The sequence below is a fragment of the Pseudomonas sp. GW456-12-1-14-TSB6 genome, assembly GCF_059424205.1.
The window spans coordinates 115,582-134,109 of the sequence record NZ_JBWKZE010000010.1 but is presented as its reverse complement, the minus strand read 5'-3'; the positions used below and the strand labels follow the sequence as shown (position 1 = coordinate 134,109).

Annotated in this window: 20 protein-coding genes and 2 pseudogenes; 7 read left to right on the top strand and 15 right to left on the bottom strand. The window is 58.9% G+C overall.

Features of this window, described 5'->3' with window-relative positions; all coding sequences use genetic code 11:
* Nucleotides 1-37: 37 nt before the first annotated feature.
* Together AC07Y2_RS11940 and AC07Y2_RS11935 are read right to left on the bottom strand one after the other, a co-directional pair.
* On the bottom strand, nt 38-1,651 hold the full coding sequence (locus tag AC07Y2_RS11940; RefSeq protein WP_103386042.1) for an inorganic phosphate transporter: 1,614 nt from the start codon (nt 1,649-1,651) through the stop codon (nt 38-40).
* A gap of 256 nt (nt 1,652-1,907) precedes the next feature.
* Entirely contained in the window at nt 1,908-2,930 is a 1,023-nt protein-coding gene (locus AC07Y2_RS11935; RefSeq protein ID WP_103386043.1) for a transporter, read from the bottom strand.
* 222 nt (nt 2,931-3,152) lie between these two features.
* Here AC07Y2_RS11935 and AC07Y2_RS11930 point away from each other — a divergent pair, with 222 nt between their 5' ends.
* Nucleotides 3,153-3,596 (top strand): hypothetical protein, encoded by a 444-nt coding sequence (locus AC07Y2_RS11930; RefSeq protein WP_074688251.1) that lies wholly within the window; start codon nt 3,153-3,155, stop codon nt 3,594-3,596.
* Nucleotides 3,597-3,872: 276 nt separating this feature from the next.
* On the opposite strand, the gene AC07Y2_RS11925 is transcribed toward AC07Y2_RS11930, so the two are convergent.
* Together AC07Y2_RS11925 and AC07Y2_RS11920 are read right to left on the bottom strand one after the other, a co-directional pair.
* Nucleotides 3,873-4,178 (bottom strand): PepSY domain-containing protein, encoded by a 306-nt coding sequence (locus AC07Y2_RS11925; protein WP_103386044.1) that lies wholly within the window; start codon nt 4,176-4,178, stop codon nt 3,873-3,875.
* Nucleotides 4,179-4,319: 141 nt separating this feature from the next.
* Nucleotides 4,320-5,447, bottom strand: coding sequence for a glycerophosphodiester phosphodiesterase (locus AC07Y2_RS11920; RefSeq protein WP_103386045.1), 1,128 nt, complete (start codon nt 5,445-5,447; stop codon nt 4,320-4,322).
* A 217-nt stretch (nt 5,448-5,664) separates the two neighbouring features.
* Between AC07Y2_RS11920 and AC07Y2_RS11915 the strand changes: the two genes are divergently transcribed.
* The gene (locus AC07Y2_RS11915; RefSeq protein WP_039773311.1) at nt 5,665-5,991 is read left to right on the top strand and encodes a DUF2025 family protein; all 327 of its coding nucleotides are present in this window, start codon (nt 5,665-5,667) and stop codon (nt 5,989-5,991) included.
* Between the two features lie 56 nt (nt 5,992-6,047).
* Here AC07Y2_RS11915 and AC07Y2_RS11910 read toward each other — a convergent pair whose 3' ends face one another.
* Together AC07Y2_RS11910 and AC07Y2_RS11905 are read right to left on the bottom strand one after the other, a co-directional pair.
* Nucleotides 6,048-6,362 (bottom strand): antibiotic biosynthesis monooxygenase family protein, encoded by a 315-nt coding sequence (locus AC07Y2_RS11910; protein WP_039773310.1) that lies wholly within the window; start codon nt 6,360-6,362, stop codon nt 6,048-6,050.
* On the bottom strand, nt 6,359-7,066 hold the full coding sequence (locus AC07Y2_RS11905; protein ID WP_039773309.1) for a CTP synthase C-terminal region-related (seleno)protein: 708 nt from the start codon (nt 7,064-7,066) through the stop codon (nt 6,359-6,361). The genes AC07Y2_RS11910 and AC07Y2_RS11905 overlap by 4 nt, the downstream gene beginning before the upstream one ends.
* A 15-nt stretch (nt 7,067-7,081) precedes the next feature.
* Here AC07Y2_RS11905 and AC07Y2_RS11900 point away from each other — a divergent pair, with 15 nt between their 5' ends.
* On the top strand, nt 7,082-8,023 hold the full coding sequence (locus AC07Y2_RS11900; protein WP_103386046.1) for a LysR family transcriptional regulator: 942 nt from the start codon (nt 7,082-7,084) through the stop codon (nt 8,021-8,023).
* Between the two features lie 6 nt (nt 8,024-8,029).
* On the opposite strand, the pseudogene AC07Y2_RS11895 reads toward AC07Y2_RS11900, so the two are convergent.
* From AC07Y2_RS11895 to AC07Y2_RS11880, 4 genes and pseudogenes are all read right to left on the bottom strand, one after another.
* Nucleotides 8,030-8,467: pseudogene (locus tag AC07Y2_RS11895) on the bottom strand (methyl-accepting chemotaxis protein); the annotation flags it as partial.
* A gap of 108 nt (nt 8,468-8,575) precedes the next feature.
* Nucleotides 8,576-9,259, bottom strand: a pseudogene (locus tag AC07Y2_RS11890) (PAS domain-containing protein); the annotation flags it as partial.
* A gap of 265 nt (nt 9,260-9,524) precedes the next feature.
* Nucleotides 9,525-10,577: a diguanylate cyclase gene (locus tag AC07Y2_RS11885; RefSeq protein WP_103386087.1), complete on the bottom strand. Its 1,053-nt coding sequence runs from the start codon at nt 10,575-10,577 to the stop codon at nt 9,525-9,527.
* A 145-nt stretch (nt 10,578-10,722) separates the two neighbouring features.
* Nucleotides 10,723-11,331, bottom strand: a complete 609-nt coding sequence (locus AC07Y2_RS11880; protein WP_103386047.1) for a TetR/AcrR family transcriptional regulator — start codon at nt 11,329-11,331, stop codon at nt 10,723-10,725.
* Between the two features lie 213 nt (nt 11,332-11,544).
* Here AC07Y2_RS11880 and AC07Y2_RS11875 point away from each other — a divergent pair, with 213 nt between their 5' ends.
* Nucleotides 11,545-12,597: an MBL fold metallo-hydrolase gene (locus AC07Y2_RS11875; protein ID WP_103386048.1), complete on the top strand. Its 1,053-nt coding sequence runs from the start codon at nt 11,545-11,547 to the stop codon at nt 12,595-12,597.
* A 12-nt stretch (nt 12,598-12,609) separates the two neighbouring features.
* Here AC07Y2_RS11875 and AC07Y2_RS11870 read toward each other — a convergent pair whose 3' ends face one another.
* The 4 genes from AC07Y2_RS11870 to AC07Y2_RS11855 all read right to left on the bottom strand — a co-directional run bounded on the left by AC07Y2_RS11870 (nt 12,610) and on the right by AC07Y2_RS11855 (nt 14,507).
* On the bottom strand, nt 12,610-12,930 hold the full coding sequence (locus AC07Y2_RS11870) for a helix-turn-helix domain-containing protein (RefSeq protein WP_039773303.1): 321 nt from the start codon (nt 12,928-12,930) through the stop codon (nt 12,610-12,612).
* Between the two features lie 2 nt (nt 12,931-12,932).
* Complete coding sequence (locus tag AC07Y2_RS11865; RefSeq protein ID WP_103386049.1) at nt 12,933-13,286, bottom strand: type II toxin-antitoxin system RelE/ParE family toxin; 354 nt, start codon at nt 13,284-13,286, stop codon at nt 12,933-12,935.
* A gap of 42 nt (nt 13,287-13,328) precedes the next feature.
* Entirely contained in the window at nt 13,329-13,646 is a 318-nt protein-coding gene (locus tag AC07Y2_RS11860) for a helix-turn-helix domain-containing protein (protein ID WP_103386050.1), read from the bottom strand.
* A 93-nt stretch (nt 13,647-13,739) separates the two neighbouring features.
* On the bottom strand, nt 13,740-14,507 hold the full coding sequence (locus AC07Y2_RS11855) for an AraC family transcriptional regulator (protein ID WP_103386051.1): 768 nt from the start codon (nt 14,505-14,507) through the stop codon (nt 13,740-13,742).
* A 112-nt stretch (nt 14,508-14,619) separates the two neighbouring features.
* Here AC07Y2_RS11855 and AC07Y2_RS11850 point away from each other — a divergent pair, with 112 nt between their 5' ends.
* The 3 genes from AC07Y2_RS11850 to AC07Y2_RS11840 all read left to right on the top strand — a co-directional run bounded on the left by AC07Y2_RS11850 (nt 14,620) and on the right by AC07Y2_RS11840 (nt 17,493).
* Nucleotides 14,620-15,435, top strand: coding sequence for a sulfite exporter TauE/SafE family protein (locus AC07Y2_RS11850; RefSeq protein WP_103386052.1), 816 nt, complete (start codon nt 14,620-14,622; stop codon nt 15,433-15,435).
* Nucleotides 15,436-15,490: 55 nt separating this feature from the next.
* Complete coding sequence (locus AC07Y2_RS11845) at nt 15,491-16,210, top strand: DUF6933 domain-containing protein (protein WP_103386053.1); 720 nt, start codon at nt 15,491-15,493, stop codon at nt 16,208-16,210.
* An 86-nt stretch (nt 16,211-16,296) separates the two neighbouring features.
* Nucleotides 16,297-17,493 (top strand): hypothetical protein, encoded by a 1,197-nt coding sequence (locus AC07Y2_RS11840; RefSeq protein ID WP_103386054.1) that lies wholly within the window; start codon nt 16,297-16,299, stop codon nt 17,491-17,493.
* Between the two features lie 3 nt (nt 17,494-17,496).
* Here the strand turns inward: AC07Y2_RS11840 and AC07Y2_RS11835 are convergent, their stop codons facing one another.
* Nucleotides 17,497-18,483: a hypothetical protein gene (locus AC07Y2_RS11835; RefSeq protein WP_103386055.1), complete on the bottom strand. Its 987-nt coding sequence runs from the start codon at nt 18,481-18,483 to the stop codon at nt 17,497-17,499.
* Between the last annotated feature and the right edge of the window lie 45 nt (nt 18,484-18,528).

The window sequence follows — 18,528 nt, the reverse complement described above, 5'->3', positions numbered from 1 at the left end:
TGTGGGAGCAAGGGCTCTCACAGGGATTTGGGGTGGATCAGAAAATCTGGGTAAACAGCCAATACAGGCTGCCCGACAACAGAATCGCCGCCGGCAACGTCAGTACCCACGCCATCAGCAGATTGCGGATGGTCTTCATCTGCAAACCGCCACCGTTGGCGACCATGGTCCCGGCCACACCGGACGAAAGCACATGAGTGGTCGACACCGGCAGACCGAACATGTCGGCAGCGCCGATGGTCAGCATCGCCACGGTTTCCGCCGAGGCGCCCTGGGCGTAGGTCAGATGGGTCTTGCCGATCTTCTCGCCGACCGTGACCACGATCCGCTTCCAGCCGACCATGGTGCCCAGCCCCAAGGCAATCGCCACGGCAATCTTCACCCACAGCGGAATGAACCGCGTGGCGTTGTCGATCTGCTGTTTGAACAGTTGCAGCTTGCCTCTGGTGTCGGCGTCGAAGCTGCCGACATTGTTCTTGTCCATCAGGCGAATGGTTTCGCTGGCCAGGTACATGTCGTTACGCACGTTGCCCATGGCCTCGGCCGGGACTTTCGCCAGCGAGCCGTAGCCCTTCACTTCTTCACCGATGTGCCCGGCCAGGACGGCGAGGGCGGGGATCAGTTGTGGCGTGGCTTCCTTGCTGCGCACGTAGTCGGAGAGCACAGCGCGCGGATCGGCCGGTGCCGGCAATGGCGCACTTTTCACCAGCGCTTGCTGGGTCACTTGAGCGACAGCGGCGAATTGCAGCGATTGTTCTTCCGGCATGGTGCGGTTCAGTGCATAAGCCATCGGCAGGGTGCCGACCAGAATCAGCATGATCAGGCCCATGCCTTTCTGGCCGTCGTTGGAGCCGTGGGCGAACGACACGCCAGTGCAGGTCAGGATCAGCAGACCACGAATCCACCACGGCGGCGGGGTGTTGCCTTCCGGTGCCTTGTACAGCGAACGGTTCTTCACGAACGCGCGCAGCGCCAGCAGCAACAGCGCTGCGCAACCGAAACCCACCAGCGGCGACAGCAGTAGCGCGTAACCGATCTTGGTCGCCTGGGCCCAGTCCACACCGCTGGTGCCGTCGCGACCATGCATCAACGCGTTGGCCACGCCGACGCCGATGATCGAACCGATCAGCGTGTGCGATGACGAGGCCGGCAGGCCCAGCCACCAGGTGCCGAGGTTCCACAGGATCGCCGCGATCAGCAGGGCGAAGATCATCGCGAAACCGGCGGACGAGCCGACTTGCAGAATTAACTCTACTGGCAGCAGCGCAATGATGCCGAACGCGACTGCACCGCTGGACAGCAGCACGCCGAGGAAGTTGAAGAATCCCGACCACACCACGGCCACATTCGGCGGCAGAGAGTGGGTGTAGATCACCGTGGCCACGGCGTTGGCGGTGTCGTGGAAGCCGTTGACGAACTCGAAGCCCAGTGCAATCAACAGCGCTACGCCGAGCAGCAGGAATGGGGTCCAGGTGGTGACCACCGTGCCGAGTTCGTGCATGTCGTGCATCAGGCTGTAGGCGGTGAACAGCATTCCCATGGCCAGCACGGCGAAGAACACCACGTAAGTGAAGGGGCCGGTTTTTTTGTCGAGCGCCGGTCTGCCACTGGCAGCGGAGGCCGGGCTGACGGTCAGGGAGGGAGTAGCCATGGGCGGACAATCCTGAGCGGGGGAAGGAGTGTTGCCCATGATCGTTGCTAAATATTACAGAGAGACTGCGACAGATCAGTGTTTGGCGGATTAGCCGCGCCGCTGGTCTTCTGACTGAAGACGGTGATCGTTCCCACGCTCTGCGTGGGAATGCATAAGGTGACGCTCCGCGTCACAGGGACGCGGAGCGTCCCGGGCGGCATTCCCACGCAGAGCGTGGGAACGAGCGTGCGACTGTAGCGGCGCTGAAGAAAGGTCAGTAATCCCGTCGCTTGCGAAACGCCCAGCGCCCGGCGATCACGGTAAACGTCGCCACCAGCGCCACCAGAATCCAGAACCCTTCCGGATCGGTGGCCAGCGGCACGCCGCCAACGTTCATGCCGAAGAAACCGGCGATGATGTTGATCGGCAGCGCCAGCACCGTCACCACGGTCAGAGTGAACAGCGTGCGGTTGCTCTGTTCGTTGAGGTTGGCGGCGATCTCTTCCTGCAACAGCTTGATTCGCTCGCCGAGTGCGGTCAGGTCGTTGATGATCAGCGCGAACTCCTCGGTGGATTTGCGCAGCTCCTTCACGTCGTCCTTCTGCAACCAGGGCGGCGGCCGATTGAGCAGGCGCAGCAGCGAACCCGGTTCCAGCGCCAGCAGTCGTTGCAGGCGCACCAGCACTCGCCGGTTGGCGCCGAGTTCGGCGCGGTTGGTCGACAGTCGCGAGGACAGCAATTCGTCTTCGACCTGATCGACACTCATGCTGGTCTTGCGCACGATCTGGGTCAGCACTTCGCCCTGGTCGCGCAGCAGGTGCACCAACAGTTCTGACGGCGAACGAAAGCACTCGCCGGCCTTCACCGAAGAACGCAGCTTGTCCACCGAGTGCAGCGGTTGCAGGCGCGCACTGACGATCAGTTTGCTGCGCACGCAGACCCAAAGCGTCGAAACGTCCGACGACACCATGCTGCTGAGGTTGAACACCACATCGTTGACCACCGCCAGCAACGCCGAATCGACATGCTCGATGCGGGTCGAACGTGAACCTTCGTGCAGCGCTTCGAAAAATTCCTCGGGCAATTGCAGATGGCTTTTCATCCAGCGCTCGCACGCAGCGTGGGCCAGGTTCAGGTGCAGCCAGAGAAATTCTTCGCTGTCGCTGTCGTCTTGCAGGCAGCGCAGGGCGGTCGCCGAATCCACCTCGCGCCCGCGTTCGCCGGGGCGAAACCGAAAGCCGTAAAGCAGGCCGAACAGGTCAGGGTCACGATGACTGATATCGAGGCTGTGGTTCATGAAGGCTCGCTGCGAAAAGGCGTCTGTCGCGGGATTTGCAGATTCACCTGAGCCGCATCATCGCAATGTCACATGACGCTTGTGTGACGGCAGGGTGACGTGAAATCTGACCGGCCAGGGACTGTGTACCGGTTCGGATACCGAGTCGGTACACAGTCGATCTCAATTCGTGCAGGCCGCCGCCGATGCCCGGTTATCTATCACCGGCATTGGAGATTCCCCATGGTCAGCATCACGTCTGTTTCGATCAATCAGACCGTCACCACGCCCACCAGCAAAACCTCGATTGCCGACACCGGTGACGACACCTCGACCACCGCGGCGGCCAGCACCGGCGTGAAAGCCGACACCAGCAAAGTCACGGCGGGCGGTGGTGCGGCGCCGGCGGGCGACAGCAGTTCCAGCAGCGATGAATCGGATACGGTGAAGGAACTGCGCAAGCAGATCGCCGAGTTGCAGAAGCAGTTGCAGGAAGAGCAGCAGGCGTTGCAAGCGGCTCAGGCCAAGCAGGAAAGTCAGGACGCCAAGGCTGCGGATGTCGCGGCTGCGCAATCGCAGATCGCGACGACGTCGGCTTCGTTGCAGACGGCGACGGCGGCGTTGTTGGCGGCTTTGCAGGATTCGGACAGCGGTACTTCCGGTTCGTTGGTCAGTACGACCGCGTGAAGCCTTTTCCCCTCATCGGAACGCCGCCCGCCTAGCCCTCTCCCAAAGGGAGAGGGGACTGACGGAGTTGAATGTTCGAGTTGCGCCGACCTGACAGTTCTGAGTCGAACTCAGGTTTGAACAGCATGAAAATCGGCTCCCTTTCCCCCTCGCTCTCTTGGGGAGAGAGCTGGGGTGAGGGGATGGTTCTCACAGGCGAAACCGGAGTTTCGTCAAACGCCAGACACAAAAAAGCCGCACAACCCAAAAGTCGTGCGGCTTTGTCTTATCAGCCAATCAAGTGTCTTGCTTGTTGCTCAGCACCTTGCCGGTGGTCGCATCGAAGTCCACATCGAACTCCTTGCCATCAGCAGCACGCAGTTCAACTTCATACTCATAACCATTGAAGTGGTTATCCAGATCCGTGTCGGTAATGGTCGCACCCGGATGCAGTTTCAGCGCTTCTGCGTTCATCGACTCCAGCGACTTGATCTTGCCTTCCTTGACCAGTTGCGGGATCTGGTCAACGCGAACGTCAGCCTGGGCCAGGCCAGCGGTGAGGGTCAGGGCGGCAGCGGTAAACAGGGCAGTCAGGGTTTTCATCGGTTATTCCTTTGGGTGATTCGTTTAAGTGAGTTCAGGTTAATCGCCGCAACTTAACTCACCCTTAAAACGCAGCGAGCAGGCTGGACTCCCGAGGGAGCGAGCCTGCTCGCGATACTGACTGACGCGCAGATTTACAGATCAGAAACCGTTGTTCTTCAACACCTGATCCACACTGGCGGCGGCCGGGCGTTTGAAGAATTTCAGCAGTTCGCTGGCGCGGTTGGTGAAAATGCCGTCGACGCCGGCGGCCATGACTTTTTCGAAGTCCACCGGCTCATCCACGGTGTAGACGTGCACCAGCAGGCCCTGATCGTGGGTGTATTTATTCATCCATGGCTGCACCAGATCCGAATAGCTCTGATCGCCGCCGTGGGTCAGCTTCGCCGAAGGGCCGGTGCCGATTGCACCCTGTGCCTTGGCGTAGTCGATCCACTGCTTGAACTCGGCTTCGGATTTCGGCTCTTGCTTGCCGTAGAACGCGTTCTTGTCCTTCTCGCCGGAGTCGGCAAAGGTCACTTTGGATTTCGGCTCGATGCTGCCTTCGCCGACCCACAGCAACAGGATTTTCGGCACCTGCGGCATTTCCTTTTGCAGCATTTCCAGGCTGCTCTTCTCGAACGTTTGCAGGATCACCTTGCCGTTGCTCTCGCCGACGCTGGCGACGTTTTTAGCCTGTTTGGCGCCGGCCGGTATCAGCCAGCCGCGGGCCTGGAGTTTTTCCTTCAGGTCATGTTCGATCCCCGGGAACAGCTTCGGCTCCTTGGTTTCGATGTACAGGCCGGGTTTGTGCTTCGGGTTGGCCTGGGCGATGTCGATGATTTCATCGAGGGTCAGAATCTTCAGGCCGACGTAGGACGGGCGGGCGCGATCCGGGTACTTGGCGTTGTACCAACTGCCGGCGTCGAGGGTTTTCAGTTCGGCCATGGTGAAGGCATTGGCCGGGCTGTCCTTGCGCTCCGGGAACTTGGTCGCGACGTCGGTGGTGCGCTGCAGGTTGTCGTCGTGCAGGGCGAACAGCACGCCGTCCTTGCTGCGCTGCAAGTCCATTTCCAGGTAATCGGCGCCCAGGTCGCGGGCCAGTTTGTAGGACGCAGCGGTGGATTCCGGGGCATCGAAGGACGCGCCACGGTGGGCGATCACCGCCGGGTGCGGAATGCCCTCGGAGGCAGCGAGCGCAACCGGGGTTGGCTGGCCGGCGGCGTGGGCCTGACCGAGGCCGAGCATCAGGCTCAGCAGCAGTGCGCTTTTGGTGAACGTGGCGGGCATGTCGAGGTCCTTTCGCAGGTATTTTCGAAGATGTACCTTTTAGCAACTCAAACGAAAACGTGCTATCGCGAGACCGACATAAACGTACTGAAAGCGAAAATTTGCGCACTTTTGTGCGTTCGTTTGCAGTACGCTTGGCCACGGCAACCGCCCCGGCAGAGGGCGCGCCACCCATTGCCCTGCGTGTAGACCATCGATTCTTTTCGTGAGGTTTACCATGCGCATCACATCGCAACTCATCTGCCAGGCCGCCGACGACCTCAAAGGCTTCGTCGGCCTCAACCGCAAGACCGGCCAGTACATCGTGCGCTTCAGTGAGGACTCGTTCGGCATGGACGTGGCCGATGACGGCATCATTCCGTGCAGCGAATTCGTCTGGGCGCCCACCACCGAACAGACCATGACCCTCAAGCGCGAACTGATCCAGTTGCTGCTGGACCAGAACATCGATGACCGGATCAACATTACCGAGCCGTTGCGCGTTTATATGAGTAAACGCGAAGTGCCGGAGATTGAGGCGGTGCGTAGTCTGGTGAAGGGCTGAGATGCTTCGGTGAATCATTTGCCGCCATCGCCAGCCTGCTGACGATGGCGCAATATTCATTTCCCGAACCGATACTCCCGCTCCACCCGACACACCCGCGTATGAAACGCCGAATACCACTCGGCCCGTCCACGCGCCTGAATCACCCGGTGCTCCGGATGCTCGCGCCAGGCCAGAATTGCCGCCTCACTCTCCCAGTACGAAACCGTAATCCCCGCCCCGTCCGCGCCCCGGATCGAATCGATGCCGAGAAAACCCGGTTGCTCGGCAACCAATTGCATCATGCGCTCGGAGGCCTCGGCATAGCCGTTGTCGCCCTCGGTGCGGGTCGACGTGAAGATCACGGCGAAACACGCAGTGTCCGGTTTCATCGACAGTGCTCCGAGCAGGCTTCAACAAACGCCCGCACCAGCGGCGGCAATTGCCCCTTGAGCGCCGCACGTTCCGGCTGGAACAGTGTGGCGACAAAGAACACATGGTTTTTAAGTTCGATGGCACGCAGATCGCCTGCCGAATCGTGACCCACGGCGTGTAGTTCATGGGTCAGCAACTCCCGTTCGAACTGCGGATTCACACCGTAGCGGCAGCGATAACCTTCGCGAATTACCGACGTTTCGTACGCCCTAGCGATCAACGAACCGGGCACCAGATGAATGCTGTCCACTGCTTCCACCAGCGAGCAGGTCAGCGGTGTGAGCACTGCGCGGCTCGAGTCAGGCGAAGTTTCGCCATGCTCGGCGTCGGCCCAGCCCAGCACGTTGCGGGAAAACTCCAGCACCGCATGCTGAAAACCGCCGCAGGTGCCGAGGAAAGGGCGCTGCTGCTCGCGGGCAAAGCGGATGGCCCGCAGGGCGCCGTCTTCACTTTTATAGGGGCTGGCCGGCACACACCAGAAGCCGTCGAAATGTTCCAGCGGTGTCTCGGGCAGGATTCGGTCGGTGGCCAACCATTGGAAATCGACCGGACGGCGAAGGTGTTCCGCCGCCAGTCCAAGGGCGACCGGGATGGCCTGGTGGGCGGTGACTTGCGGATCGTAATCACCGATCAGGGCGATGCGCAGGGCTCTGGATTCCATGAGGACTCGCTGTGCTTGTTGAGGGATGACGCTCACTATAGATTGGCGTTCACGCACTCTAAATTGGCGTTTGCCCAAGTGATCAATGCAGCCACGCAATACCAACTGGATTTCCCGGATCTGGCCCTGATTCTCGCCTTAGTGCGCGGCGGCTCTCTGGCCCGAGCCGCGCAGTTGTTGAAGGTCGATGTGTCGACGGTGTTTCGCGCCGTGCGCCGACTGGAAGCGTCACTCGGCCAGCAACTGTTCGAAAAAAGCCGCGCCGGTTATTTGCCCACCAGCCTCGCGCAGACACTGGCCGAGCAGGCCGAACGTGCCGAGCAAGCACTGGAAGCAGCGCGTATCGGTGTGGAGCAGGGCGGCGAAGTGGTCAGCGGTACGGTGCGCCTGACCTGTACTGATTCGGTGTTGCAAGGTCTGCTGCTGCCGGCGCTGGCGCAGTTCATGCCGAACTATCCGGCGCTGACCATCGAGCTGAGCACCTCCAACGATTTCGCCAACCTCAGCCGCCGCGATGCCGACATCGCCCTGCGCCTGACGCGTACACCGCCGGAGCATCTGGTCGGACGAGAGCTGGCGAAGATTTCCTACCGGGTCTGCGCCAGTCAGCGTTATCTACAAAAGGTTGAAGCGACCGATCTGGCGGCGCTGACCTGGATCGCCCCGGACGACTTTTTGCCTGATCACCCGACCGTCGCCTGGCGCCGTCAGCAGTTGCCGGGTGTGACGCCGAGCTATCGCTGCAACAGCATGTTGTCGGTGACGGAACTGGTGCGTGCGGGGCTGGGCGTGGCGGCGTTGCCGGACTTTCTCATCAACGAAGGGCTGCAAGCCCTGAGCGAACCCTTGCACGGTTACGACACCGCGTTGTGGTTGCTCACCCGCCCGGACTGCCGCGCATTGCGCTCGGTGGTCACGCTGTTCGATGAACTGGGGCGGGCGCTGCGGTTGCCGTGATCGCGTTTAACCCGGCGCCCGGTCATTGGCGAACATGCTCACGGCTTCCACCGCTTCGCTGGCGCCGTCACGAATCTGCAAAATCACCGTACCGGCCTGATCCGCCAGTTCGACACCCTGCGCCGCGCGACCACGGGTGCCGTCCATGCTCTTGATCGCCTGACGGGTTTCGGTCTGGATCAGGCCGATCATGTTGGAAATTTCCGCTGTCGAGCCGCTGGTGCGCGCCGCCAGTTGCCGAACTTCATCGGCTACAACGGCAAAGCCACGACCCTGCTCGCCGGCACGCGCAGCTTCGATGGCGGCGTTCAGGGCCAAAAGGTTGGTCTGATCGGCAATAGCGCGGATGGTGTTGACAATGGCGGTGATCTGCTCGGAGCGCTCGCCGAGTTGCGCGATCAGGGTTGAGGATTCGGCGATGTCGTCGGCAATTTCGCGCATTTCACTGGCCGCTTGCTGAATCACTTGCGTACCTTGCTCGGCAACTTTTCGGGTGGCTACCGAGATGTGATAGGCGGCGCTGGCACTGCGCGCATCCTGCTCGTGCTGCTCGACCCGGGCGGTCACGTCCGACGCGAACTTCACCACTTTGCACAAGCGGCCGGCAGCGTCATAGACCGGGTTGTAGTTGGCTTCAAGCCACACGGTCTGCCCGCGTTTGTCGACGCGTTCGAATTGGCCCTGAAACAGTTCGCCCTGATTCAATCGGCGCCAGAAATCCTGGTAGGCGCTGCTGTTGACCAGTTGCGCGGGGCAGAACAAACGGTGATGTTTGCCTTTGAGTTCGGCGAGGGTGTAGCCCATGCGCGTCAGAAAATTCTGATTGGCGGTGAGGATATTGCCGTCGAGATCGAATTCGATCACCGCCATGGCGCGGTCGATCGCCTGCAATTTCGCATTGGCTTCGCTTTCCTGCTGCACTTTGGCGGTGACATCCATGGCGTACTTGACCACTTTCACCACGCGACCCGAGTCATCCTTGATCGGGTTATAGCTGGCTTCGAGCCAGATTGGTCGGCCCTGGCTGTCAATACGTTCAAAGGTGCCGGACTGGAACTGGCCGCTTTTCAATCGCGACCACAACTCGGTGTACTGATTGCCACGGGCAAACTCTGGAGAACAGAAATGGCGATGGGGCTGGCCGACTACCTGTTCACGGGTGTAACCCATGGTTTTCAGGAAGTTGTCGTTGGCGCGCAGAACGACACCGTCGACATCGAATTCGATCACTGCCATGGAGCGGTTGATCGCCTCCAGCAGGCCGGCTTGTTGGTTGATGGTGTTTTGGAGATCGACGAGGGCAGTCTTGTGGCGGTTGAAAATCATGTTCATGGCACTCTGGAAATAGGACTGAAGGTGGGGTCCCTGTTTCCGCGTCAGCCAGCCAGATATATCGATGGCTGGAAGCAGTGTGCCAGCATCCCGGCTGGCGGATTAACTTATACAAAACTTTATAAACTTGTACAAGAAATCGATTTTTCTCAATTTTGTACAAGTTTTTTCAGGCGGGTGATCGGCTCAACGCTACGCTGATTGTGTTACGTCCCGTGTGCTTGGCCGTGTACAGCGCCTTGTCGGAATCTTCGAACCACTCAAGGGCATCGGCGTACGAGGTTTGATAGCGAGCAAGCCCGATACTCAGGCTGACTCGCAGCTCGGGGACGTCGGGATGGCGGTATTGATCCATTCCCTGACGCAGGTGCTTCATCAGCGCTTCGGCCTTGCTCAGGGGCAGGTTGGGCAGGATCACGCAGAATTCGTCGCCGCCGTAGCGTCCGGCCAGCTCGCTTCCGTCGAGCACGAACTTCAGCTCGTGACTCAATTGCCGCAGCACCGCATCGCCGACGATGTGTCCGTAACTGTCGTTGATCGACTTGAAATGATCGATGTCGATCAGCGCCAGAATCGCTTGGGAATTGTGCTGGCGGCACTGCTGGAACTTGAGATGCAGCAGGTCTTTCCAGGCGCCGTGGTTGAGCAGGCCGGTCAGGCTGTCGGTGCGGCTCAGGGCGCTCAGAGTGCGTTTGTGTTCGGCGAGTTTGATCGCCAACCGGTAGCAAACCATTCCCAAAGCCAGCGGATAAAGCGTCAGCATCGGCAGGCAGGCCCAGACTTGAGTCTGCGTGGCCGTCAGAGTGAACTTGACCCCGAACATTGACCAGCCCAGCAGCACGCCGATCACCTGGGCGAGCGCGCCAAGCCAGAACAGGCGCACGCCACCGGCGGCCACGTTGTTCATGGTCATCATCGACAGAATGGTCACGGTGGTCAGTGGGTTGAACTGGAAACAGGCGGTCCAGAAACCGCCAAACATCGAGTCATAGAGCAGGTTGCGGCGTTCGGCGCGATAGGGAAAGGCCGAGCGGGTCGACCATTGATAGGCCACATGCGGCCAGAGAAAGCCATTAAACAGCAACAAGGTCCAGAGCCAGGACGGCATGTTCAACGGATACACCGCGGCGCCCACACTGAAGAAGCCGATGCCCAGCCCGATGGCTCGCGGCAGGTAAATGCGTCTGGCGAATGACAAGCCTTTGCCGCGTTGGTTTTCCATGGTGTTCTGCGCCAGATTCATCTGAAACACTTTGCAGTGTAATTCTTCAGCGTGACCGTTCATCGGCCAATGGCAGGCATTGTCATTTATTCCAGCGGGGAAATTCAGTGTCCTTGTGAGCCATTTACCGTGGCGCAGGCCTGATCTAGAGCTGATAGCAGGCCAGGAACATGTCGATTGCAGAATCGACCACGGCATTTTGCATCGTGTTCTCGAGCGAGGGCTGGCCCAGGGAGATCTGCGGCCAGAAGGCAAAGGTTTTCAGCAGCCCCTGCACTTGATGGGCGGCGAACTCTGGATCGACCGGTTTCAATCGACCATCCGCCTGGGCGGCACGGATCCACACGGTCACGCTTTCCTCACGTTCGCCCATGCGCGCCACCATGTTCTGCGCGCGTTCCGGCGAATGGATTGCGGCGGCTATGGCGACACGGGCCAGATTCATGAAATTGTCGTCTGCCATCATCTGCAGCTTGGCCATCAGCATCGTTCGCAATTGATCGCGCAAAGGCTGATCCGGCTGATAGGACACGGCTTGCTCAGTGCTGATTCGTGCCCACAACTGATTGAGAATTTCGGCGAAAAGCTCTTCCTTGCTGGGGAAATGGTTATACACCGTACGCTTTGATACCCCGGCCGTGGCCGCGATCTTGTCCATGCTGGTGACCTCAAACCCGTTGGTTCGGAATTCGGCGATCGCGGCCTGGATGATGGCTTCGCGTTTACGGTCGGTGAGGCGCTTTGGAGCTGTCATAAATTCGATTCGGCAGAAAAAGGTGAAATTACACTCGGCAGTTTACTTGTCACCGGGTTTGATGCAACCTAGAAAGTACACCGATCAGTGTAATGTTGCCTTAATCGGTGCACCCTAAAACCAGATGTCCGGCTGATGCGTGCGTGCCTTGGCCCTCTTTCGTCCCACCGTGGAAAGCCGTGAGTTGCGCGGTGTTTCCGGAGTCATTCAGTCATGGCCAAATCCATTGCTTCTGCGGGCAGTCAATCACCTGAACCTTCGCGTCAGGCCGATGGTGTGTTCCGTAACCACGCGCCGGTGCAGCGTGAAGGCTTGCGCAAGATGCTGCGCATCATGTGGAACATGATCTTCCACAAACCACGTAACACTCGGCCGGCGGCAGCCATCCCGGTGCAGCCACTAACCCGCGCCGACCTGATCGCCGCTCCCAACCAGAGTGTCTACCGCCTCGGCCACTCGACCTTGCTGCTGAAGCTGCAAGACAAGTTCTGGATCACCGACCCGGTGTTTGTCGAGCGCGCTTCGCCTGTGCAATGGGCCGGCCCGAAACGCTTCCACCAGCCACCGATCAGCATCGACGAGTTACCGCCGATCGAAGCCGTGATCCTGTCGCACAACCACTACGACCACCTCGACTATGAAGCTGTGTTGAAACTGGCGGACAAGGTCAACGTGTTCCTGACCCCGCTGGGCGTCGGTGACACCCTGATCAAATGGGGCATCGATGCCGGCAAGGTTCGCCAGTTCGACTGGTGGCAAGGCACCGAAGTCGCCGGCATCCGCTTCATCGCCACCCCGTCGCAGCACTTCTCCGGACGTGGTTTGTTCGATGGCAACCAGACGCTGTGGGCTTCGTGGGTCATCATCGACGGCGACACTCGCATCTTCTTCAGCGGCGACAGCGGTTATTTCGACGGCTTTAAACGCATTGGGGAACAGTACGGCCCGTTCGACGTGACCCTGATGGAAACCGGTGCCTACAACGTCGAATGGCCTCACGTGCACATGCAGCCGGAAGAGACCCTGCAAGCCCACATCGATCTCAAGGGCCGCTGGCTGTTCCCGATCCACAACGGCACGTTCGACCTGGCGATGCATGCCTGGCATGAGCCGTTCGACCGCATTCTTGCGCTGGCCTGGGAACGCAGTGTGTCCATCACCACGCCGAAAATGGGCGAGGTGTTTAACCTGGCACAACCGCAACGAGGTAATGCATGGTGGTTGGCGGTTGAAGGGGAGAATGAGGCAGTGGTTCAAAGGGCGTAGTGGAGCTTCGCGTTATGCGAACACCACCTCAATTCGGCCCTCTTTGCGAGAGCGGGGGGCCGGTTTGACCACAATCTGCACATCTCGGCCGAGGTGGGAAAGGCATTCCATCATCTTGGCCTCACTGATGCCGCGGAATTTTCCTCTCAGCATTTCGGATAGCTTGGGTTGTGATAACCCCAAGATTTCAGAAGCTTGAGATTGAGTGAGATGACGCGCTTTGATGATTTCACCGATCTTTGCGGCGAGTTGAGACTTGACCTGCATTTCACTGGCGTCGGGCAAGCCGAGGTCTTGATAGACGTTGCCGCTGCCTTCTTCGATTTCAATCATTTCTAAGTTCCTTTCGCGTGGTCCTGAGCGGCTTGAAGTCTCTTTCGGATCAGATCGACATCGCACTGCGCGGTTTTTATACCGGTGGTCGACTTTTTCTGAAAACAATGCAGGACGTAAATTGCATTGCCAAAACGGACCGTGTAAACGGCGCGGTAGGTATTCGTATCAAAGTCCTCAATCAACTCGAGGACACCCGCGCCTCCAAACCCCTTCAGAGGTTTTGCATCTGGATGTCTGAGACCGCTTTGGGCCAAATCCAGTGCGTAACCAAAAACATCCTGTACATCAGTGGGCATCTGCTTGAGATCTTTCTTGCTACTGCTAACCCACAGGAGTGGCTTCCTTGTACTCATGCGAAAAATATACCTATATTGGGATAATCTCAATCAATTGGTTCAGTCAGCCATCGCATAATCTCCATGACTCGCTGATTCCGGCATCGCACTTCTGACATTTCCCCCACGCCCCGGCGCAAACCCCGGAAAGAACACCAACCCCTGCGCCTCAAACCGATAGGTCAACGCCAGCCGCACCTCATCCGCCACGTCCTGCTGCGCTTCGAACCGCTGAATGTCGTCTGTTGAAACCTTGGCCTCCCGCGACAACTGTTCAATGCTCCAGCCCAACATCCCTCGGGCCTGGGCGCAATGGGTCGGGGTGAACTGGAAAAGGGCGATACGTTCGAGGATGAGGTTCATCGCTGAAGAGGCCATGGTGTGCTCCGGGCTCGAGAGTGCTGATGGAAAATGTACTGTGTTTTTGTACAGTTGTTTTCGGCCGGGATCAAATGCATTTTTTGATTTGCCCTAGTTCGCCGTCTCCAACCAGACGGACGGTGCCTGACCGAGGATCCGGCGGAACATCGTCGAGAACGCCGCCGGGCTGTCATAGCCGAAATCCAGGGCAATCCGCGTCACTGCTTCACCCGCCGCCAGGCGTGCCAGCGCCAATACCACGCAGGCGCGCTGGCGCCATTGACTGAAACTCAGGCCGGTCTGCTGACGAAACAGTCTGTTGAAGGTGCGTAAGCTTACGTGCAGCTGATCGGCCCAATGCTGGGGTGATTGGTGAGTATTCGGCTGATGCAGAAAGGTCTGACACAATTCGAGCAGTCTTCCGTCAGACGGCAGCGGGATATGCAACGGAAGCGGTGCACTGCGCACCAATTCATGCAGCAACAAGTCGATCAGCACGCCGTCACGCCCGGTCAGGTCATAGGCCAACGGCAGCTCCACTGCTTCCATCAGCAAGTGCCGCATCAGCGACGACACGCTGATCACCTGACAACGCTCACCCAGATCCACCGCCCCCGGCTCTATATACAAACTGCGCGTGCTGACCCCCAGCATCAACACCTCATGCGCCACACCCGGCGGAATCCACACCGCTCGCTGCGGCGGCACCACCCAGTTGCCATCATGCGTGCTGACCTGCATCACCCCCGTCGCGCCGTACAACAATTGCGCCCGTCGATGCGTATGACGTGGCAACAGATAGCCGTGGGAATAATCCGTACCGATCGCCACCACCGGGCGTGGCGTGTCATCCAGCAGATTGATCGAAACATTGCGCATCGAGCGGCACCCGGCAGTTGGCGTAAACGCGAACATTATTGGCTGACTTGCTGAAGCAGGCCAAGCACCGACGCTCTATCGTCGACCGCTCCCCAACCACGGACGACGCGCCATGTTCTACCTCTTGCTGACACTTTTCGGCTGCCTGACCGGCATCACCGCCGTGCTCTTCGGCTTCGGCGGCGGCTTCGTCGTCGTGCCGCTGCTGTACCGCATGCTCACCGCGAGCCACGGCGCCGACGACCCGATCAACCAATCCGCCATGCACATCGCCGTCGCCACCTCGACCTGCGTGATGATCGTCAACGCCCTGGTCGCCACCGGCAAACATCGCCGTGCCGGCAACCTCATCCGTGATTACCTGTGGCCCTTGGGCGGGTTCATCGGATTGGGCGCGGTCGTCGGCGCAATCGCAGCGGTGTGGGTCAGCGGCGAAGTCATTCGCTATGCCTTCATCGCCTACCTCGGCGTGACGATTGTCGATTGCCTGCTGCGACGCGGATTTCTTACGCAGTCCGAAGGCGCCATCCCACGGCGATTGGGAACACTGGAAACTTCTGGCGGCGGTGTAGGCATCGGCGCCATCGCAACCTTCCTTGGTGTAGGAGGAAGCGTCATGACCGTGCCGTTGTTGCGGCGTTGCGGGTTGAGCATGTCGCAGGCGACTTCGATGGCCAATCCATTGAGCGTGCCTGTGGCATTGGCGGGGACGCTGACTTACATGTTGTTGGCGGGGTTCAGCGAGACAGAAATCGGGCCATGGTTTATCGGGTATGTGGATCTGCTGGCGTTCGCGGTGCTGACGTTGGGCTCGATGCTGGGGATTCGACTGGCCACGCCGTGGATCGGGCGGATACCGGATCGGGTGCATGCTTGGGTTTATATTGGATTGTTGGTTATTGTGATGTTGGGAATGTCGATGAAGTAATCGTCTACCGACAGACCCATAATCCATCGTCCCCAGTATTTATCAGAGATCAAGGATGCTGATCTTCAACTGCACCGAAGCTGCCAGCAAGTTCTTCAGTCGCGTCCATCAGGGTAAAAAAATCACCCCGGTGGATTTCGCCCCGCCATCATCAACCATCGAAGATGATGAGATGGACAGTGGTGTCGAACAGTGGCTGGTGCATGCGATCACTGTGCAACGAAAGCATGTGCTGTTCGCCATGCATATCAAGACTCGCTATTGCATGGTTTTCGCCGACATGAAAAAGGCTGATCTGGATGCATTTGTGGGGCAATTCGCTGATCGCTGGTTCAACGGTGTAATGCTTCATGCAACCCATCACGGGCTCTCCGAGTGGATTGATATCGAACCGTTGATTGAGCGATTCCAGTGGATGTGTCGACCGCAGCAGTTCTATCGCCGCAGCCATCGCAGCGCACAAAAACACATCGATGAAATTGCCTGGGTCTTCCAGGACAAGGCCGCAGGGGCCGGTTGTTTACCGCCTCATGAAGTCGCAGCCATGGTGTTCGACGCGCAGATGAACGACACCCCAAGAAACAGCAAGGGCGCCAAGGGTTACTACTACCCGGATGAGGAGATGACCGTTCATTGGCTTCGTCGTTATTGCGCGCTGGATGAGGACGAAGTTCAAGCGGCCAAGGACCGGCGCAAGCAAGTGTATCGGGAGATCGCAGCAGTCGAGCGCGCAGCCTGGCTGGAAGAATACAACCGACGAAACTCGATTACTTGAGCAACCCTCGCCATAATCCGCCCCGCATTCAGTAGCGCCGGCATCAATGTCCCGGCGCGACCTCCGACTCACTCAGGGATCGATCCATGCTCAAGGGACTGTTGCGCCTGGCGCCATATGCCGCCGCGTTGTTTTCACTGCTTTCCACTGCTCAGGCTGACGATGGCAGACGTGTGTTTACCGGCACGCTGGGCAAGACGCCGATTGTGGTTGAGCTCAATACCCAGCAGCAAGATGAAGTGACCGGCCGCTACTTCTATGAGAAATACCATCGCGATCTGCCTCTGAGCGGTGCGTTGCAGGACAGTACGCTGACGTTGGTCGAGGGCAACAATCGCTATGGCGATGACAAGCCTTTGCCGACCCTCAAGCTGGAAGAAACTGCCGACGGCTGGCACGGCGAATGGCAAAGTCCTCAGGGCAAAAAGCTTACGGTGCAACTCTCCGAGGCCAAACTTGCGGCGCCGGTCTCCACAACTTTGCCCTTCATCGCCACGCTGCCCGCCAGCGAACCGTACGAATATCTGCGGCTGCAGGGGCTCAAGCTCAAAGCCACGAAGAAAGAAGACTTCATGGGCTACACCTTGCAATGGTGGACGGAGCCCGAGTCGAAGATCGCGTTGTTTACCGTGGAATCCGGCCTGCCGAAAGATGACCTGCAGCGGGTCAACCAGCAGTTGCTCGGGCGCTTGTGGAGCGAAGTCATCAGCTATCACGGCTGCCAGTTGCAGGGCGGGGAAAACGTCGAGTTCATGCAGCAAGCCCAACCGCAACTGATCTCGCCAGCCGTGGTCAGCCTGAACATCTCGACCAGCTATTACTGCGGCGGCGCGCATCCGGACTTTGGCGATTCGCCGCTCAACATCGACGTGAACACCGGCCATCCGTTGTCGCTGGAAGATGTGTTGTGGGTAGGTGAGGGCAAACCTTTGCTGCACGCCGAGCGCGACAGCTTGGGCGATCAGCCGCTGAACGAAAAAGAAAGTGCAGCGCGCTCGACTTACCAGCGCGAAGTGCTGGTGCCGTGGCTGATCAAACAACTCACCGCGCTCTACCCAGATGAAATGAAGAAACCGGCGGAGAGCGATGAAGACAGTTGCGACTACACCGATGAAAGCATCTGGGGTTATCCGTCCTGGCACTTCACCCCGAAAGGCCTGTACCTGGGCGCCTACTTCGCCCGCGTCGCCCGCGCCTGCGATGCGCCGGAGTGGTCAGTCCTGCCGTACTCCTTGATCAAACAACACCCAGGCGCCGTCAAACTCCAACTGCCCCAGGGTTAACCATCACGCCAAACCCGGCGCTTCACGAATGATGAAGTGATCCAGGTTCTCGATATTGGCATTGAAGACCTCGAAAGGTTTTTCGGGGTTCTTCTTGCCCGGCACCTGCTTCAACTCCGGCGTCACGCCATAAAAGAAACAGAACAGCTCTTTGTCGCTATCAATGGCGTGCTTGATCTCTTCCAGAAACGCCTTGCGCTTGCGGTAGTTGTCGATCAGCTTTTTGTTGAGATAGACACTGACCGGATAAGGTTTCTTCTTGCTGTCATCCGGCTTCTTGAACCAGACCTTATCCTCGAAATCGATCCGGAAACTGGCGCTGTGGAAGTCCTCGATCTTCTTGATCCGACCCCAATAAATCAGCCCCTTGTTGTCCATCAAGTACTCGATCTTCTTGAAGAACGAACTGTACGGCGCCGTATGCTCGCCAATCTTCAACGGCATACGCTTGAGCAAATCCTTGTCCGCGAAGTTCGACACAAAACACTCCACGGGATGGGCGAAGACACTGGTCTTGTCCGGCGCCGTCTCACGACTCGGCGACTCTTTCGAGGGGGGAGCCGCCACCCGCACCGGATCATCCCGCAATACATCCGCCGCCCCCGCTGGCGCGGCAGGCTTGCGTACATACTCACGGCGCGTCAGCAACAACTCCGAAGGGAAATGCTCCTCCCGCCCGTCATCCGATTCCCCATCCGCCGCCTCAACCCCCGACGCCGACGGCTTCAAACTCACATACGGACAACCCGCCACATGCTGCGTACCGGGCAGATTCTTGAAGTGCGGCGTGCGCACGTAATTCACGTTCTTGGCGTTGAACGTGCCCAACTCGTTGGAAGCATCGAACGCCGAACGACAGGCGTCGTTGGGGCACTGGAAGTGTTCCTTCGCAGAATCGAACGCCACCGTCTCATCAAAATTGAGATCGCGAACGTCATAGATCGACAGTTTGTCGTCGAGGCTGAGGCAGTAGGCGAGGTCGAATTTCATGGTGGGGCTCGGATCCTTGAGTGGGGAGGGGTATTAATAGCGGGT

Coding starts and splice junctions, on each gene's coding strand:
- AC07Y2_RS11940 (WP_103386042.1), bottom strand. CDS start 1,651: ATGGCTACTCCCTCCCTGACCGTCAGCCCGGCCTCCGCTGCCAGTGGC.
- AC07Y2_RS11935 (WP_103386043.1), bottom strand. CDS start 2,930: ATGAACCACAGCCTCGATATCAGTCATCGTGACCCTGACCTGTTCGGC.
- AC07Y2_RS11930 (WP_074688251.1), top strand. CDS start 3,153: ATGGTCAGCATCACGTCTGTTTCGATCAATCAGACCGTCACCACGCCC.
- AC07Y2_RS11925 (WP_103386044.1), bottom strand. CDS start 4,178: ATGAAAACCCTGACTGCCCTGTTTACCGCTGCCGCCCTGACCCTCACC.
- AC07Y2_RS11920 (WP_103386045.1), bottom strand. CDS start 5,447: ATGCCCGCCACGTTCACCAAAAGCGCACTGCTGCTGAGCCTGATGCTC.
- AC07Y2_RS11915 (WP_039773311.1), top strand. CDS start 5,665: ATGCGCATCACATCGCAACTCATCTGCCAGGCCGCCGACGACCTCAAA.
- AC07Y2_RS11910 (WP_039773310.1), bottom strand. CDS start 6,362: ATGAAACCGGACACTGCGTGTTTCGCCGTGATCTTCACGTCGACCCGC.
- AC07Y2_RS11905 (WP_039773309.1), bottom strand. CDS start 7,066: ATGGAATCCAGAGCCCTGCGCATCGCCCTGATCGGTGATTACGATCCG.
- AC07Y2_RS11885 (WP_103386087.1), bottom strand. CDS start 10,577: ATGGAAAACCAACGCGGCAAAGGCTTGTCATTCGCCAGACGCATTTAC.
- AC07Y2_RS11880 (WP_103386047.1), bottom strand. CDS start 11,331: ATGACAGCTCCAAAGCGCCTCACCGACCGTAAACGCGAAGCCATCATC.
- AC07Y2_RS11875 (WP_103386048.1), top strand. CDS start 11,545: ATGGCCAAATCCATTGCTTCTGCGGGCAGTCAATCACCTGAACCTTCG.
- AC07Y2_RS11870 (WP_039773303.1), bottom strand. CDS start 12,930: ATGATTGAAATCGAAGAAGGCAGCGGCAACGTCTATCAAGACCTCGGC.
- AC07Y2_RS11865 (WP_103386049.1), bottom strand. CDS start 13,286: ATGAGTACAAGGAAGCCACTCCTGTGGGTTAGCAGTAGCAAGAAAGAT.
- AC07Y2_RS11860 (WP_103386050.1), bottom strand. CDS start 13,646: ATGGCCTCTTCAGCGATGAACCTCATCCTCGAACGTATCGCCCTTTTC.
- AC07Y2_RS11855 (WP_103386051.1), bottom strand. CDS start 14,507: ATGCGCAATGTTTCGATCAATCTGCTGGATGACACGCCACGCCCGGTG.
- AC07Y2_RS11850 (WP_103386052.1), top strand. CDS start 14,620: ATGTTCTACCTCTTGCTGACACTTTTCGGCTGCCTGACCGGCATCACC.
- AC07Y2_RS11845 (WP_103386053.1), top strand. CDS start 15,491: ATGCTGATCTTCAACTGCACCGAAGCTGCCAGCAAGTTCTTCAGTCGC.
- AC07Y2_RS11840 (WP_103386054.1), top strand. CDS start 16,297: ATGCTCAAGGGACTGTTGCGCCTGGCGCCATATGCCGCCGCGTTGTTT.
- AC07Y2_RS11835 (WP_103386055.1), bottom strand. CDS start 18,483: ATGAAATTCGACCTCGCCTACTGCCTCAGCCTCGACGACAAACTGTCG.